The 15,400-nt window shown below is 41.0% G+C and carries 14 protein-coding genes; 2 read left to right on the top strand and 12 right to left on the bottom strand.

Annotation, left to right across the window (positions count from 1 at the left end; translation table 11 throughout):
* Window positions 1-4: 4 nt before the first annotated feature.
* From JMX95_RS11310 to JMX95_RS11295, 4 genes are all read right to left on the bottom strand, one after another.
* Complete coding sequence (locus JMX95_RS11310; RefSeq protein WP_201560848.1) at window positions 5-448, bottom strand: hypothetical protein; 444 nt, start codon at window positions 446-448, stop codon at window positions 5-7.
* Window positions 438-794, bottom strand: a complete 357-nt coding sequence (locus JMX95_RS11305; RefSeq protein WP_201560847.1) for a hypothetical protein — start codon at window positions 792-794, stop codon at window positions 438-440. Before JMX95_RS11305 ends, JMX95_RS11310 begins: the two co-directional genes overlap by 11 nt.
* 177 nt (window positions 795-971) lie before the next feature.
* Window positions 972-1,250 carry a hypothetical protein gene (locus tag JMX95_RS11300; RefSeq protein ID WP_201560846.1) on the bottom strand — a complete coding sequence of 93 codons (279 nt, stop codon included), beginning with the start codon at window positions 1,248-1,250 and terminating at the stop codon, window positions 972-974.
* 439 nt (window positions 1,251-1,689) lie between these two features.
* Window positions 1,690-4,080: a TonB-dependent receptor gene (locus JMX95_RS11295; RefSeq protein WP_201560845.1), complete on the bottom strand. Its 2,391-nt coding sequence runs from the start codon at window positions 4,078-4,080 to the stop codon at window positions 1,690-1,692.
* 506 nt (window positions 4,081-4,586) lie between these two features.
* On the opposite strand from JMX95_RS11295, the gene JMX95_RS11290 reads away from it, so the two are divergent.
* Window positions 4,587-4,862 carry a hypothetical protein gene (locus tag JMX95_RS11290; protein WP_193007407.1) on the top strand — a complete coding sequence of 92 codons (276 nt, stop codon included), beginning with the start codon at window positions 4,587-4,589 and terminating at the stop codon, window positions 4,860-4,862.
* A gap of 189 nt (window positions 4,863-5,051) precedes the next feature.
* Here JMX95_RS11290 and JMX95_RS11285 read toward each other — a convergent pair whose 3' ends face one another.
* The 6 genes from JMX95_RS11285 to JMX95_RS11260 form a co-directional block, all read right to left on the bottom strand.
* Entirely contained in the window at window positions 5,052-7,367 is a 2,316-nt protein-coding gene (locus JMX95_RS11285) for a TonB-dependent receptor (protein ID WP_227676053.1), read from the bottom strand.
* Window positions 7,368-7,529: 162 nt separating this feature from the next.
* Window positions 7,530-8,516 (bottom strand): siderophore ABC transporter substrate-binding protein, encoded by a 987-nt coding sequence (locus JMX95_RS11280; RefSeq protein ID WP_193836977.1) that lies wholly within the window; start codon window positions 8,514-8,516, stop codon window positions 7,530-7,532.
* Window positions 8,513-9,289, bottom strand: a complete 777-nt coding sequence (locus JMX95_RS11275; RefSeq protein WP_193007409.1) for an ABC transporter ATP-binding protein — start codon at window positions 9,287-9,289, stop codon at window positions 8,513-8,515. Before JMX95_RS11275 ends, JMX95_RS11280 begins: the two co-directional genes overlap by 4 nt.
* The gene (locus JMX95_RS11270; RefSeq protein ID WP_372860370.1) at window positions 9,286-10,200 is read right to left on the bottom strand and encodes an iron chelate uptake ABC transporter family permease subunit; all 915 of its coding nucleotides are present in this window, start codon (window positions 10,198-10,200) and stop codon (window positions 9,286-9,288) included. Before JMX95_RS11270 ends, JMX95_RS11275 begins: the two co-directional genes overlap by 4 nt.
* A 32-nt stretch (window positions 10,201-10,232) precedes the next feature.
* Window positions 10,233-11,171, bottom strand: coding sequence for an ABC transporter permease (locus JMX95_RS11265; protein WP_193007411.1), 939 nt, complete (start codon window positions 11,169-11,171; stop codon window positions 10,233-10,235).
* A gap of 337 nt (window positions 11,172-11,508) precedes the next feature.
* A complete protein-coding gene (locus JMX95_RS11260; RefSeq protein ID WP_198329938.1) occupies window positions 11,509-12,465 on the bottom strand; it encodes a helix-turn-helix domain-containing protein in 957 nt (318 codons plus the stop codon).
* Window positions 12,466-12,658: 193 nt separating this feature from the next.
* Here JMX95_RS11260 and JMX95_RS11255 point away from each other — a divergent pair, with 193 nt between their 5' ends.
* The gene (locus JMX95_RS11255) at window positions 12,659-12,964 is read left to right on the top strand and encodes a cupin domain-containing protein (RefSeq protein WP_060491130.1); all 306 of its coding nucleotides are present in this window, start codon (window positions 12,659-12,661) and stop codon (window positions 12,962-12,964) included.
* A 542-nt stretch (window positions 12,965-13,506) separates the two neighbouring features.
* On the opposite strand, the gene JMX95_RS11250 is transcribed toward JMX95_RS11255, so the two are convergent.
* Window positions 13,507-14,022 (bottom strand): hypothetical protein, encoded by a 516-nt coding sequence (locus tag JMX95_RS11250; RefSeq protein WP_201501280.1) that lies wholly within the window; start codon window positions 14,020-14,022, stop codon window positions 13,507-13,509.
* 340 nt (window positions 14,023-14,362) lie between these two features.
* Window positions 14,363-15,319, bottom strand: coding sequence for a hypothetical protein (locus JMX95_RS11245; protein WP_201501281.1), 957 nt, complete (start codon window positions 15,317-15,319; stop codon window positions 14,363-14,365).
* Between the last annotated feature and the right edge of the window lie 81 nt (window positions 15,320-15,400).

Raw genomic sequence — 15,400 nt, 5'->3', positions numbered from 1 at the left:
ACTTCTACGGCGATAAAAGATTCACTGATTGGAAAATAATGTTTGTAAGACTCTTCCTTGCTGTAGGGATCATTTGCTTTGTTCGTAAAGTTAAATTTGCTTTGTTCGTAAAGTTAAATTTGCTTTCACAGTTATTAAAATTGACCTCAGGGTATAAAATAAGCTTAGTCGCGGCGAGACTAGAGGTTTTGCCGCGGTTATTTTTACCAAGTAGTACTAAAGGCTCGTCGATGGGTATCTCTGAGTAAGCATGACTTGCGGAGTTAACTAAAACAATCTTATTAAGAGAATAGTTGAGTCTAAAGTCATCATTCAAATAGTCATCAATACCCTGTTCTAAGTCATTGTCGATCAATGGACTATCTTTATGAACCATAGTAGGGGCATTTATATTGTGAGCCGTAAGCTCATTAAAAGACAGGTGATGAGTATTAAAATCAGTAGCCATACAAATATGCCTCTTGTTCTAAGATAGTATTATGTTTTTTAATAATGCGTATGCAGGGGAGCAGTGCTTGAGGCATATTCTCATCAAGGTTGTATACCTTTTGCATATATTCGGGCGAACATTTATCAATAACTTGCTTAAGGCGAGACTCGACATCATTTGGAATGACAAAGTGAATCTCCATGCTTGATGGCAAGTTATTAATCAGTGAGGTTGCCGTTTTAATGCCGCCCAAGTCAAGATCTAGACATAAATACAAGGTGTTATAAAGACTTAAAAATGGAAGGTGTAAGCTATTAGTAATCTCTGTCCCTGCACCAAAGATGACGTCAATGTCTTTACGCATATCCTCAGTAATTTGGTAGTGCTCGCTCAAAAACTTAAATGTTTTATCGCTATGAATAAACAGCTCTCTGTTTTCTAATATTAACGCAGACTTATTGGTTTTATATTTAGGAATCCTACCGTCGTCTTTGAATATCAGAACGTCAGGATTGTTTTGGTATTTTTGGATAAGGAGTAGTTAGCCATTCACTTTAAATGCATGGCTATTATTTTGCATTGCTCCTGAGACTCTATCTTCACCTTGACTGTCAGCATAATGATGTAAAAAAGCCAACTTTTCAGGGTCGATATAACTTAGGATGTAAGTATGTGCACCCTTTTTAATCGATTGTAGGTCAGACTCAGCAAATCCATCAAAGGATGAAATAGACGCTATTAATTTCTGAAAAGCTCTAAGATTAACAGCTTCACCAGCGTCTATTTTTTCCAAATAGTTTTTTAAGGTTTTCGCAGCCATATATCAAATCTTTTTTAAAAGTCATATTAAAAACAGGTAACCGCAGATCATGCAAGTAGTACAATGAAGGGAGCATCATACCTAACAGTTTAGTGGTCCGCTGACTATATCATATCAGCACAGTTTCAGACATTAATAGAACAAAAGCGAGAAATACGACGACTTCACGAAGTATATAAAAAGTTCATGACGAATTGAGACAGACTAAATAAGGAAGTAAAAAGTAAAGCAGTATTTTGCTACTCCCTTACTCATAGATAGCGTACTAAAAGTTGATACCGAATAACGGCTAGGAGAATGTTGATGAATGCCTGTTTAAATACAGTCTATACCATAATGCTACAGGCTTACTATTATAAGAAATTGCAAAGGTTTTGAAAAATGTAAAAACCTTTCACGCTATTCAATAATTAGCGTAAAAGGTTTTCTGATATTATTTTTAATAATCCACAGTGTAGCTCAACCCGTAAGTTGTGCCCGATGCAGGCAGACGATTCAAGTCACCATAGGTTGTTTGATGATAGACCGTTAGATAATCCTTATTGAGTAAGTTATAAATCCCATAGTCTACTCGGCCTACCGGCATTTTGACTTGTCCTAATACATCAAGCGTCATATAACCTGTGACTGGTAATGCGCTAGAATCAGGATCTTTTTGTTGATCCTTAAAGGCTTTATCATCACCACCAATTGCTAATGCTTGTAGACGTACATTGCTGCCTTTATCAAAGTTGTATTGCGCAAATGCAGTGCCTTTAAGGGGTGTCAAGCGTACGGCATCAAGCTCCAACCAATCACCATCTTTATCATATTGGCCACGAGTATAGGCGACACTGCCACCCAATTGCCATTGATCATCAATATCATGGCTGAGCGAACCTTCTATTCCGTAGACGTGCTCATCAGCATCGACCACTTCTACCGTATAGTCATTGGTAAAACGTACCGTTTTGTCTGATTCATTATAAAAACCGCTCAATCGTGCAGCAGTATTGCCATGCTTACCTTGCCAGCCCAACTCGTAATTGTCGATTGCGATAGGTTGTACATTGTCTGAGTTGACGACAAAGCCTGCCCGTACATCACGTAGCGCACGCTGAATATCAGCAGTCGTAAAGCCTTGTGAAAAATTGGCAAATACTTGGTCATTTGGGGTTAATTGATAGCTGGTACCGATATTAAATAGGGTTTTATCGTGGTCTGTATTGCCCTTTTCCACTTGACCGGCCTGATAGTCAATGCCATAAGCATTACTGACACCGTTGATGAGAGGATCATTAAAATACTCTTCGAGCAATTGCTCATAAATGGGCGTGAAAGTAGCCGTTTCTGCTTTGAGTTTTTGATAGCGCACGCCCGCACTGGTATGCCATTTATCAGTGATATCTATATCCGCATTGACAAAAGCGCCCCATTTATCAATGGTGGTATCTGGTCCGCCATTATAAGTAAGACCATTAGTTTGAGCGCTCAAACCATTACTAGCAATAAACATGTTTAAGTCTTGGCCTTCATAGGTTTGCTCACTTTTTTCGCGTTCAAAGTCAGCACCATAGCTAAATAGCGTTTTTTTACCACCAATTTCACTATCTGTTTGCATGGCGGCACGTAAACCCATCACCTCAATGTTAGCTTCTGATTGAGTGACGACGACTGCCCCGCCCAGTAATTCTTTTAGCGTACTCTCATCGGTAAGGCCATTAGCCACCCAGACTTCGCCCGCTTGTGCAGGGAAATCTTTACCAGAAGGATAAAAACGACCTTTTTCGTCTCGATAATAACCAGTCACGCTCAGATTTGAGCCTGCAATATCATCATTATTATAATCTAGGTTCACCGATGTTTTGGTGGTATAAGGCTCGTTTTCTACGTCGGCACCGTCAATCGCTTTTAAAGATGGTGGTAGTTTTTTCGGTTTTAATAATACTTGTAAATTTTTACCATAGTCTGGACCATAGTCAGTATCCTGCTCATCATTATAGTAAGTCACTGCCAAATCAAGACGTTGGCTGTCAGTGAGCTCTATACCCAAGCTACCGTTAACACTTAGCGACTCGGTATCTTGTTGGTCAGTTTGATTGACGTCTGGACTGATGCGATTATCGTGGCTATCGAATTTGCCGCCCTTACGATCATAATCCACATCTAGGCGACCATAGACTCGCTCACCGCCATAACCCAATGTTTGCCCCACATGATAACCCAATGAATCTGAGTCAAAATTACGACTGCTACTGACGCCGACTCTGGTTTGCCTGATAGAGCCGTAACCCACCATAGATTTTGTGACGAGATTAATCAGACCACCAGCCGCGCCAGCCCCATAAATACTGGTCGCACCAGAGAGCACCTCTACCCGCTCAAGCTGCGCAGGGTCGATACTGTTTAGCTCGCGTGAAAGGCTGCGTGAGCCACTCAGTGGCACACCATTCAGCAAAAACTGCACGGGACGGCCATGCATGGTCGTGCCATAGTTACTGGTTGAGCCACTACTTGCCCCTAAACTTGGAATCAGCTGAGCCAATATATCTCCAGTAGTACGATTGCCTGTCGCCTGCATTTGTAGCTCATTTTCGGTAATTACCTGTGTGACGGCGGGCATCTCACTAATTTTTTGTGCCAAAGCCGTTCCTGTCCTTGCTTTAGCAGTGACCGTAATGGTATCTAAAGTCACGTTTGGTAACTCACTTGAGGCGGCGTTGACAGCTAAGTCTTCTGAAAGCGTCGTATTTGAAGCGATGTCCATAGCACTGACATTGTTTTGTGCATATAGTTGCTGGCTGATACAAAAGGTAAGAAAGGATAGAGCAACTTGATGGTGGCGTTTCATATTCACTTCACTTAATTGGAGGATCAAAGAGTGGTAAAAGTTATATTTAGCTAATAATGCTGTGTGTACTAACTTTGTGAACAATATTGTAAATGATAATCATTTTTGTTTCTATAATTATTTACAATATTAAAAACCCTATTGCTTCCGAAAAAATACTACTCCAGCGTCACTCAAGATTTGATATCTAAGCGGTATCCATAACTCAATTAATAGCTTTCTATATGGCTCAACACTGATATATTATTCATATCACCCAAGCGCCTGAACAAGGCTTCTTAGATCGTATGATGTCCTTGGTACGATAGAAGATGCCAAATTAAATTGAACTGACTATATTGCCGTCCTCTCAAAAGGCAAACTCATTGCTATTTTTATTTCAGTGGCTTTGTTAGTTTGCTTAATTTCGACAACGATTAGCGTAGTAGTCATGAGCTGGATGCTCAAGCTAAGGTGATTGTGATCTTGGGACGAGCGGTGGAAGCTGCTGGTGACGTCGATGTACTATGGATTTAGAACAACAATTACCAGAAGTGGCTCGCCGTGGTAGTATGCTACTGCTCATTTCATTAATATTAGTCCAATACGGTCTTATGAATTTGCCGGCAAGAGAGATAAATACTGGGCGTACAGTAGGTGTCACTTTCGTTCTGCTAAGCATGATTATGGAGCTGTGGCTCACTCCTTCATTTACCAACACAAGCAATGCTAAAGTTAACGTGGCTAGCAATTTAAGTGCCATAAAAAGCACTCCAATAGGCACCATTCTATTTATGCTTTAGGTAACAACTTGCCAGTAGAATAACGAGTAATTATTGATATCGCTAAGTCTACATCTCATCTACTTTTTGAGCCTTGAACTCACAGAAAAGTGAATTATATGCTAATAAATTTCCTATTTGGGTGCGGCAAATCTTTAGCACTCTAATTCACTAATCTATAATGATATTACAAACACGCCTTAACTCAAATTAAAAATCCATTGTGGCTGACAGCATAAATGTACGTGGCTCACCCAAACCTAGACTGGTATAATGCGGCTTTGCCCAATAAGCTTTATTCGTTACGTTAGCAACACTTGTTTTCAATGTCAGCGGCTTTTTATCAAAAGAAGTGGCATAACGTGCACCTAAATCATATACAGTGCGACCTGGTAATGACAGTGAGTTGCCTGCGTCGAGATATTGCTTAGATATCGAGTTTGCATTAGCTGTCAATGTCAAGTCTTGAATAAAAGGTAGGTCCCATTCAACGCCAAGCTTAGACTGCCATTTTGGGACACTTGTAGCTCTATTGCCCTCATTAACGCCACCAAGCGTCTTGGTTAGCTTCGCATCAATATATGAAACCCCACCCATTAGGCGTATATCTTCAATGGGTGAGCCAAAAAACCCCCATTCAACACCTCGGTTACGCTGTTCGCCAGCATAAGAAAAGATATTACTAACAGGGTCCAAATAACTATTCGGTTTCTCTATTTCATAAGCACTTAGGGTATGTGAGAACTCACCAAGATCAAGCTTTACGCCAACTTCTTTTTGTTGCGTCTTATAAGGGGCAAACATTTCACCAGCATTTTCTGCATCTATCGGTGCAGTAGAACCTTGGCTCAAACCTTCTATATAGTTAGCATATAAAGAAACTTGATCGTTTACTTTACTTAGTAGCGCTATTGATGGCGTAGTCGCACTTTCGTTGTAATCCTTTGCTGATGCCAGCATACCTGCTTGTTTACTTTCTGCCTGTTGATGTCGCAGTCCTAAAGTCAGCTGATATTTATCCTCAGCAAAAGACAGTGTGTCTGCAAGACCATAGCTGGTCAAATTCGTTTTTGTGTTCAGTAGCGCAGGAGAATTGAAGGGAATATTACGCGACTCCCATACTGGTTTATATATGTTCGTGACCCAGTCTTCAGCTAATAAACCCCTTCTAGCACTTAAATCATAATCTTCCTGATAGTCAACGATGTTAAATGCCAATTGATGATTAACTCGTCCTGTTTGGAATTTACTTTTTAACCCTATCTCAGCAGACTGTCTTTCGACTTCATCATCAACTTCTCCAAGGTTAGTCCGATAATCTCCTGCGGCATTGATAATCTGCGCGACAGAGGCACTCTGCGACTTAAATTTTGTTTTACTATTTCCGCCCGCACCATAAATCATTAAATCGTCAGTCACATCATATTCACCACGTATCATTAGCCCCTTATCTTCACTATCATTAAATGCCCAGCTTGGGTTCAGTAGCGTCTCTGGTTTGGGCGGCTTAGGAATCGACAATCCTGGTGCTAGGGTGAGACCGCGAGTCGGTCCATCGACACGATCTTTACTATGATAAAGATCTGTCGATAATCGAGCACGCTCTCCTTTCCAGTCCAGTGCAACAGAAGCCAGTTGCGCTTGTTTTTCTTGATCATTTACTGCACTATCACCCTCTCTATAAGCACCATTAATCCGAACACCAAACTGCTTGTCTTCACCAAAACGCCGTCCTACATCCACATGCCCACCAAGTTGTGAGTCTGATAAATATCTTGCCGTCACTCGCGTCAACGGCTCATCGCCTGCTCGTTTAGGCACTAGGTTGACTGCACCGCCTACTGAGCCTTTGGGCGGCATACCATTCAATAAAGCTGAGGGCCCTTTGAGTACTTCGATACGCTCAAACATCTCAGGTGAGCTACGATAATAAGGTGCCATACCGAATAGCCCGTCTACCGTAACATCACCAATGTCTGAAGAGAATCCACGGATAGAATAACTTTCAAGATTCTGGCCACCAACCCCACTGCTAAAGACGGCAGGATCAGTAGCAGCGATGACAGCCGTAATATCGATGGCTTGCTGATCTTCAATAAATTTATCGGTATAGCTGATGGCACTAAACGGCGTCTCTAAAAAATCCTTATTTCCCAAAAACCCAGCATGATTGGTATAGGTCACCTGCCCGCCTGCGTAGCTAGGATTGTCGTTGCGTTCTGCCACTACCGTTATCGCAGGCAAGGTCACTGTAGGAACGTTATTATCCTCGTCTAACGGTGGGGGTTTCGCTCCTTTGCCAGACTCAGTAGTTTGCTCACTATGTGTCACATTACTATTTGTCTGTGCATACGCTGATGGCATACAGATGAATACCGTCCCAGCGACTAGGCTCAAAGACATGGCAAGTCTTGCTGATACGATATAATTGAGCGCGAAAGAAGGATTAAGCGCAAAAGAAGGTTTGGTCAGTGTCGCCCGCTGTTTGACCCTATTTTTATGACCTAGGTGTTGAAGTTGGTGCATGGAAACGTCCTCTTGTTTTGATGGAAAATAATAATGCGAATAAAAATACAAATGATAATCATTAACAATTTAGGATAAGAAGAACCCTCTCTTTCTCACTTAATCATTCACTAGGCCGTGTCCTAGTCCTACGTTAAAAACATCATTCGTCTTAGGATAGCTTTAGAACGTTGGTTGATAACCTTTGAGGACATCGTCCATTATGATGTTTAATGAGGTTGGGCTGGCGGCTGCTATATACCACGCATCTGCATCAACAAAAACAACACGACCGTTTTTCCATGCTGCTGTTTGACGAAGTAAAGGGTTGCTCACCTCCTCAGGATTGATAATAGCGCGATGCTCCATGACAGCGGTACGGTCTACGATATAAAGAATGTCTGGATCTGCCTGCTGTATAAACTCACTAGAAATCGGTTGTCCATGTAGGCTGGTCTCTACAATCGTACTCGCAGGCTTCACACCCAAGTCATTAAAGATAAATCCATAGCGTGATTGCAGCCCAAAATTGCTAAAAGCCCCATTATTATGTAAGACAACCAGTGCTTTTTCTGGGCGGGTTTTTGTGAAGTCCTGAACCTCTTTGACTCTTGTATCTAACTGCGTGGCTTTTTGTTCTGCCAATGCCTCCTTATCAAAAATACGACCTAAAGTTAATAAGTGGCTTTTAACACTGGCTATATGCTGCTGACTGTTATTAAAATTCACATCGAAATGTAGAGTCGGTGCAATCCCTGACAGCTCTTGATAGTTAGCGGCGTGAAGCGGGGTCATCAAAATCAGATCAGGATGTAGCGCATGGATACGTTCCATATTTGGCTGAACAATAGCGCCCAAGTCCTCTACTGCGTCATCCGCTTTGTACTGCGAAAGAAAGTGCGGAATATAGTCTTTGACCATTCCTGCAATCGGAACATCGAGCTGATCCAAAAAATCAGCTTCATTCATATCCAGTACCGCGACGCGTTGCGGTCGATTATTGATGACAGTAGTACCAAGCTCATGCTTGATCGTGATGGGCGTCTCAAGTTTTTGTGACGCGTGTGCTGGCTCATTTGTCAGCTCAGTAGAAGTTTTTTCGCATCCTTGTAATGATACCGCTGCCGACATGACCAGTACCCAAACCCAATCTCTCTTACTCAAATTCATACTGCATCCCCTGATAAATTGAAGTAGTTGCACAGGCAACCACGTTCACTACGAATGATCTCAAAATCAAGATCGTATAACTCACTTAAGTTGGCTTCTGTCACGACCTGTTCAGACAGACCACTAAAGCTAAGCGTGCCATTCTTCAACGCCACAATATGGTCAGAATAGTTGGCTGCAAAATTGATATCATGAATCACCAAAATAACCGTGCGCCCCTGCTCATCACATAGACGGCGTAAGGCTTGCATGATTTGTACTGCATGCTTCATGTCAAGATTGTTTAGTGGCTCATCCAATAACAACACGTCTGTTTGTTGCGCGATGGTCATCGCCAAAAAAGCCATTTGCCGCTGTCCACCACTTAATTCATCCAAATAAGAATGACGTAGAGGCTCTAATGCCAAAAAATCAATGGCCTCATCAATGATGCGTCGATCTTCTGTGGTTAACGCACCACGGCTATACGGAAAGCGCCCAAAGGAGATCAGCTCTTCCACGGTTAATCGTAGATTAAACCCTGGAGACTGCCGTAATGTCGCAACGTGATGCGCGTATTCAGAAGTACCAATCTCACGGATGTCACGATCATTGAATGATATCTGACCACTACTTGGCTCCAATAGCCTTGCCATCATCATCAACAAGGTGGATTTTCCAGCACCATTAGGACCAATTAAAGAGGTAACACTGCCAGCCTGAAATTCTAGGCTAATATCTGATAGCACAGATTTTTTGCCATAGTTTTTATGGACATGGTTGATGGTAATCATGTGAACCCTCTAGTACGGACAGTCAGCGCGAGAAAATAGATGCCACCCACAAGGTTGACGAGAATACTGACACTGGTTTTATAATTAAAGACATGCTCAACAAAGATTTGAGCGATTAAAAATATGGCGATAGTAATGGCACAAGCGATGGGTAAGGTGACTCTATGCCAGTTACTCCCTGCAAGCGCATAAGCGATGTTGGCAATGAACACGCCCATAAATACCGTAGGACCGATCAAGCTCGTTGACACAGCCACCAAAATGGCAATTAAAGCAAGATATAACTTAACGTATTTAGGATGGTTTACACCAAGAGACAGCGACTGCTCACGGCCAAGCGCCATCACATCTAAGACAGGCAATGTTTTACGACTAACCCATAGTACGGTGGCTACCGCAAGCGCTCCATAAAACAGAGTCTCTGGCTGAGATCGATTAAACGAGGTATAGCTCAACCCCTGAAAAACCGAAAACTCTCCGGGGCTAATACGCAGCTGAATAAACTGCGTAATCGTACCGATGACCATCGTCAGTACCAAGCCAAACAACAACAAGGTATAGACATCATTTTTACATCGAGGGAAAAGCCAGTGATGAAGTGCCCAAGAATATGCCAGCATCAATACGATTGATACGATAAAATTACCACTGACACCCAGCAGCATCAGTCCATTTGTACCCATCACAAACAGCAGCAGCACTTGCCACAGTAAATAAACAGCCTCATAGCCCATGATAGAAGGTGCCAAAATACGATTGCCAACAATAGTTTGAAAGATTATAGATGAAAAAGCTAAGCATATACTACCGAGAACAATAGTCGCTAGACGCATCAAACGCTTAGGAATTAAGTAATTAAAATCTAAATCAGAGCCTATAAATAAGAAAATAAGCGCCAGCAATATAATCATTATCAAGGTCGTCCAAATCTTTGCCGCAGTACTCATCTTACTCCCCTCATGATTAACACAAGGAATATCACACCGCCTACCCCGCCTGCGGTAAGGCCAATAGGAACCTCAAAAGGATAAATGACGAGCCGCCCAAAAATATCACAAATCAGCAGCAAACAAGCACCGCCTAAGGCGACTACTGGCAGTGTCCGCGACAGGTTTTCCCCGTACTTTAGAGCGACTAGATTTGGAATAACCAGCCCCACAAAAGGTATGGCGCCGATGGTGATGACTGAAGCGGCCACCGTTACTGAGACTAGCATAAGCCCTAAGGCAGCTGTCGCCGCATAGCCGAGTCCTAGACTGGCGGCCATGTCCTCGCCCATACCCAGTACCGTAAAGCGATGGGCATAAATATAGGCTAATACAATGATGGGCAAAATAATATAAATCAGCTCGTAATGACCTTGTACAACCCTTGAAAAATCTCCCAATAACCACCCTTGCATACTTTGTAAAATATTATGGCGATACGCATAAAACTCCGCAATTGAGCTCAGCACACTGCCATACATCAACCCAAGGACAGGAATAAGAACAGCGCTCTTAAACTTAATACGGCTAATAATGAGAATAAAAAGTAAGCTTGAGGCAAAGCAAAAAACCAGCGCAAAGATCATTTTACTACTCGTACTGGCATTAGGAAGCATGGTGAGCGAGACCAAAATGCCAAGTTTGGCAGCATCCAAACCCCCTGAAGTTGCGGGCTCAACAAACTTGTTACGGACGATGTGCTGTAAAATCACGCCGCTAACAGACAAACCCACTCCTGTCAGTACCAGCGCAATCAGCCGTGGTATACGGCTCGCCGTTAGGGTCAACCATGCATCGTTGGAGAAATTAAAGAGGGCGATAAGTGAGGTCTGTTTTGAGCCCAGCATAAGAGAAACGGCACAGAGTAAAATGAGTAACAAAGATAGTGAGCGCATTATTGAAGTTCTTCTTACTTATTACGAATGACTTTTTACTACGCTGAAACATACCACCAACAGTCTATAAAACTCATTGCTAGGATTTTTCATTAAAGCATAAATGAGAATCAATCATACTATGCTTGTTTGAATAGGTAAGTTGAATATAAGGTGAAATTGGGAAGTTATACCGTGAATAAGGGAACTTATTCGGAACGACACCTCAGCATTTACCAAGGTTTAAAGATTGAATTAACTCAGGCGCAACATAGGTTTGGTATAAATAAGTCGTATATCAGCAATGCTTATTTAGCTGATTTTAGAAGATTATGGCAGCTTGACATCTATTGGTTGGCTAGATAAGTTGTGTGGGTGTAACGCCATAAAATTTGGCAAAAGCTTTACTGAAATTGCTAGGATCACGATAGCCAACATACCATGCAGTCTCTTGGACGCTTTTATATTCATCTAGCAACAAACGCATTGCTTCCTGCATACGCAGTTCACGGATAAAGCTGCCGATTGTTTTACCCGTTTGTTGTTTGAACTGTTGCTTGAGATAGCATTCGTTTATACCCACTCGTTGAGCCAACAAGGAAATTGTTAATTTATTACTGTACTCTTGGCGAATAATATCAACGGCCTGATCAATTTGGCTTTTTTGGTTTGCTAATCGGCCTGATATATCTTGAATGCCTAAAATATCTTGGCAAAGCAGCAATGCTTGACTCTCTAAAGCTAATCGATCACTCAAAGTACAGCAAGGTAAAGAGAGGATATAAGCTGCACGAGCAAGTAGACGTGGCTGGTTGGATAAGCTGACTTGAACCATTTCAGGATCTTGATTATTAGAAGGTAATAGCCATGTTGGAACAGCGAAGCTTTCTGCCCAGCGCGACAACAATGTTTGATTAAAATCGATTGTTACGATATGGCTATTTATAGGGGAATTCTGCAAATATTCAGTGTCAACTATAGAGTTTATATCACCAAAATCTCCTGATCGTCGCCAAATTTGCTGCGAATGAATACTTGTATCAGTCCGTAAATTACTAGCATGTAAGGTATAGTTCGCATCTACAATTAAGTGCATCCCTACATCACAAGAAAATGGTGCGGCGGGTTCCACCAAAGATTGGCTGCTAGCAATGCTGTTTCGACCGAGCACGATACCATTATGCAAGCTCAGTAAGTCACCATAACCAGAGCTGCCATCATAAGTTGGACGTTTAATCAAATAGTCAGAATCAGGATGATCGAAAGACCAGTATTCGGTCTGATAGTGGTCGTAAAATGCATGTAAGTTTGCCATATAAATACAATCAAGATGTTTTGGTATGTGTGTTTATGTTATATCCAGCTAAAAATAGCTTTACACGTATAAATAGCCAGTTCTCCAGTCTTGAAGCAATAATAGCATTATTAGTAATAAACAATCATCTTAATGTTAATGATTATCAATTAAATATAATTCAATGGTATTCACATACCAAAAAGGAGTAAGCATGAGTCTGCTGATAGCGAATATAAAAAAAGAGCTTGATGATATTGAACAGTTTTGGAAGCCTACTGATATCGCTCAGTTTAATCAATTAACCGTAAAACTGGCTAAATTGAAAGGTGAATATGAATGGCATAATCACGAATATGAAGATAAGCTATTTCACGTATTGTCAGGCCAGTTATTTATTATATTAGAAGACAAAACCGTAGAGGTGAACGCTGGTGAAGTTGTTGTTATTCCTAAGAACAGCAACCATAAACCTTATGCGCCTACTGAAACGAGTGTAATGTTTTTTGAACCTTTATGAATATATAGCCGGTACAATATAATTCAGATACAAGGAAGGCGAGCGAAAGTACTACAAATAGTAGACTAAGCGAGCCTGACACCGTATCTGATTTATATAGGATTGACTATAGAATTAAATCTATAACAATGTTTCTATTACAGCTATTTGATTGAAATGCATCTGAGCACTCAGTATTAATAATTTGTAAAGCCGTTAAAAATACTGCCGCCTTTGTAAATTAAATGTCGAAAATGCAATATGCATAATAAACTTATCAACCATTTATTGAATACCCACTTTGCTTTTCAAAGAGTGGTCAGCCAATCAATCTTGCAGATTTTTCTCCTAATGAAGGTGTGAATATTAGCACTCTCATTACTCGCGTTTATATTATTTCAATATCAGGATATAACGAGGCTAAGTTAACCAAATCCCTCCAATGAGTAGGAGCTTCTCTGCCTGCTTACAAAGCTATCTGGAGATATGCATATGTCAAATAGCTGGTTTTAAATAAGTCGTCATCTGCGTTTCAATGCTATTGTATTAGCATATAAACTTGATTATTTTTCCTCACGGTATAAGATGTTTTTTGCTTCTACTCTAAAATCTTCATGACTAATCGCAGGCTCAATGCTAGCTGTATTTAGGTTCACATGTGAGACAGACGCTTCTGGCTCACGATATAAGATATTCTGTGCTTCCTGTCTAAAATCACCATAACTGATAGCAGTCTCGACTTGAGCGTGCTTAGCTTCAACATTAGCCTGATTGTGATTTTTTTTAACCTCTGCTAGAGGTGAACTATCTGCTGCCGACTCGTTGATTTGATGAGTAGCTACCGTAACAGGTAGATGAACACTTACCATGGATGTTTGAGGGATTGTTGAAAAAAAACGAGCCGACACAAATATAGTCATTAACAACAAGACACCCACTATAGCAAACCATTTTACATGACTCAGCAAACTGTCTTTTGCTAGCTTTGCTGTGTCGGTTGCTAATAGTGGCTCGTTATTAGAATTACTGGATAAGCCAACACTTTTATTGATATCACTTTTATTGTCTGAGAGAGTCATAATTCAATACCGAGTCAATCCATGTTATGAACGGCCTATCACCGTATCCTTGATCTCAGGATACGGGCTCTCGGGTATGTTGCAATGATTTTTGGTATGAGCGATAGAATTGACTGATAAGCGGCTTGAAAGCACTATTATTGTATGGCTAATTGCTGATGAGCAATTTGAAAAATGGTGATAAAAATGAGATGAATTGCAGTCTAATAAGTAAAATAGCACAGACTATCTCGAGGTATTAAGCAGATATTTAACGCTGCTTGGCAAAATTCAGTCCATTTGAATTGAGAATATACCTTAGATTGAATGACTAGTTGAAATTATGAATGTGCAGCAGACCCTAATCATTGGTCTCACGATACAAGGTACTTTGGGATTCTTCTCTAAAGTCATCATAAGTGATGGCTGCCTCAGCTGCTGGCATGGTCGATGGGGCTTCAGTAGTCTCTACTCCATTAGGATTGGTGTCTGGATTCTCAGTGGGGGATTCCTCTGGTTGCGATATCACTGTCGATTTGTCTATCGCGCCTGTATCAGCAGAAGGTTGGTTGTCATCGGTTACTACTGCTTTGCCAGTGCTAACAGCTGGTGCTGCATCTGTCGTTGTTGTTTTCGTCTCTGCACTATCAGGTGCAATCGTTTTCGTTGAGGTCGATAGAACACCGGTGAAAATTAGTGTTGCTACAATAATAGCAATCAATAATGAGCCAAATATCATGCCAATAATAAGCGGTTTTTTGCTACTTACTTGCTTTTCCTTTGATTTTGCTAATTGTTTAGCAATGGCACTGTCATTTACAGCGTCGTTATTATTAGATAGTTGTTCGTTTCTAACTTTTTCCGCTGCTAATTTTTCTGAATCTTGACGTTTTAAATCATCAGCATTTGCGCTGTCAGCGATATATAAAGAAGATTTATCGTTATTTGCATCAGAGTCTAAAGAGTTGTCAGTATTAGCTATCGGTGCATGATTTGTCGAAAAACCCTCGTCTTTATCGTCATCAGAAAAATCTACATTAATACCTGCGCTCACGCTTTCTTGCTCTAAAGTAGCAAATAATTCTAGCTCTGTGGCGCTTAATGGCTCATACGATGAAAGATGATTGGTATTCTCTAGTGGTTTTAATGCATTTTCTTTGAAAGTAGCGTTATCCTCATTACTATCGACATTTTCGACACGCGTGATAAAACGCTCGTAGATATTATCTTTACGCATACGCTTACGTGGCTTAGTATTAGCAATTTTGGCTAAATTTGCCTCTAACTGCGCATTAGGGCTATTTTTTTTGTCGCTCATGAAGTATAGTCAGTTCACAATAAAATAAATACAGCCCATATCCTGAAATAGCTTAGGCAGATTATTCTCCATCCACCCTTG

This window comes from Psychrobacter sp. NC44 (assembly GCF_904846655.1).
Lineage (GTDB): Bacteria > Pseudomonadota > Gammaproteobacteria > Pseudomonadales > Moraxellaceae > Psychrobacter.
This window is presented reverse-complemented; position numbering and strand designations above follow the sequence as displayed.

Coding starts and splice junctions, on each gene's coding strand:
- JMX95_RS11310 (WP_201560848.1), bottom strand. CDS start 448: ATGGCTACTGATTTTAATACTCATCACCTGTCTTTTAATGAGCTTACG.
- JMX95_RS11305 (WP_201560847.1), bottom strand. CDS start 794: ATGCGTAAAGACATTGACGTCATCTTTGGTGCAGGGACAGAGATTACT.
- JMX95_RS11300 (WP_201560846.1), bottom strand. CDS start 1,250: ATGGCTGCGAAAACCTTAAAAAACTATTTGGAAAAAATAGACGCTGGT.
- JMX95_RS11295 (WP_201560845.1), bottom strand. CDS start 4,080: ATGAAACGCCACCATCAAGTTGCTCTATCCTTTCTTACCTTTTGTATC.
- JMX95_RS11290 (WP_193007407.1), top strand. CDS start 4,587: ATGGATTTAGAACAACAATTACCAGAAGTGGCTCGCCGTGGTAGTATG.
- JMX95_RS11285 (WP_227676053.1), bottom strand. CDS start 7,367: ATGCACCAACTTCAACACCTAGGTCATAAAAATAGGGTCAAACAGCGG.
- JMX95_RS11280 (WP_193836977.1), bottom strand. CDS start 8,516: ATGAATTTGAGTAAGAGAGATTGGGTTTGGGTACTGGTCATGTCGGCA.
- JMX95_RS11275 (WP_193007409.1), bottom strand. CDS start 9,289: ATGATTACCATCAACCATGTCCATAAAAACTATGGCAAAAAATCTGTG.
- JMX95_RS11270 (WP_372860370.1), bottom strand. CDS start 10,200: ATGATTATATTGCTGGCGCTTATTTTCTTATTTATAGGCTCTGATTTA.
- JMX95_RS11265 (WP_193007411.1), bottom strand. CDS start 11,171: ATGCGCTCACTATCTTTGTTACTCATTTTACTCTGTGCCGTTTCTCTT.
- JMX95_RS11260 (WP_198329938.1), bottom strand. CDS start 12,465: ATGGCAAACTTACATGCATTTTACGACCACTATCAGACCGAATACTGG.
- JMX95_RS11255 (WP_060491130.1), top strand. CDS start 12,659: ATGAGTCTGCTGATAGCGAATATAAAAAAAGAGCTTGATGATATTGAA.
- JMX95_RS11250 (WP_201501280.1), bottom strand. CDS start 14,022: ATGACTCTCTCAGACAATAAAAGTGATATCAATAAAAGTGTTGGCTTA.
- JMX95_RS11245 (WP_201501281.1), bottom strand. CDS start 15,319: ATGAGCGACAAAAAAAATAGCCCTAATGCGCAGTTAGAGGCAAATTTA.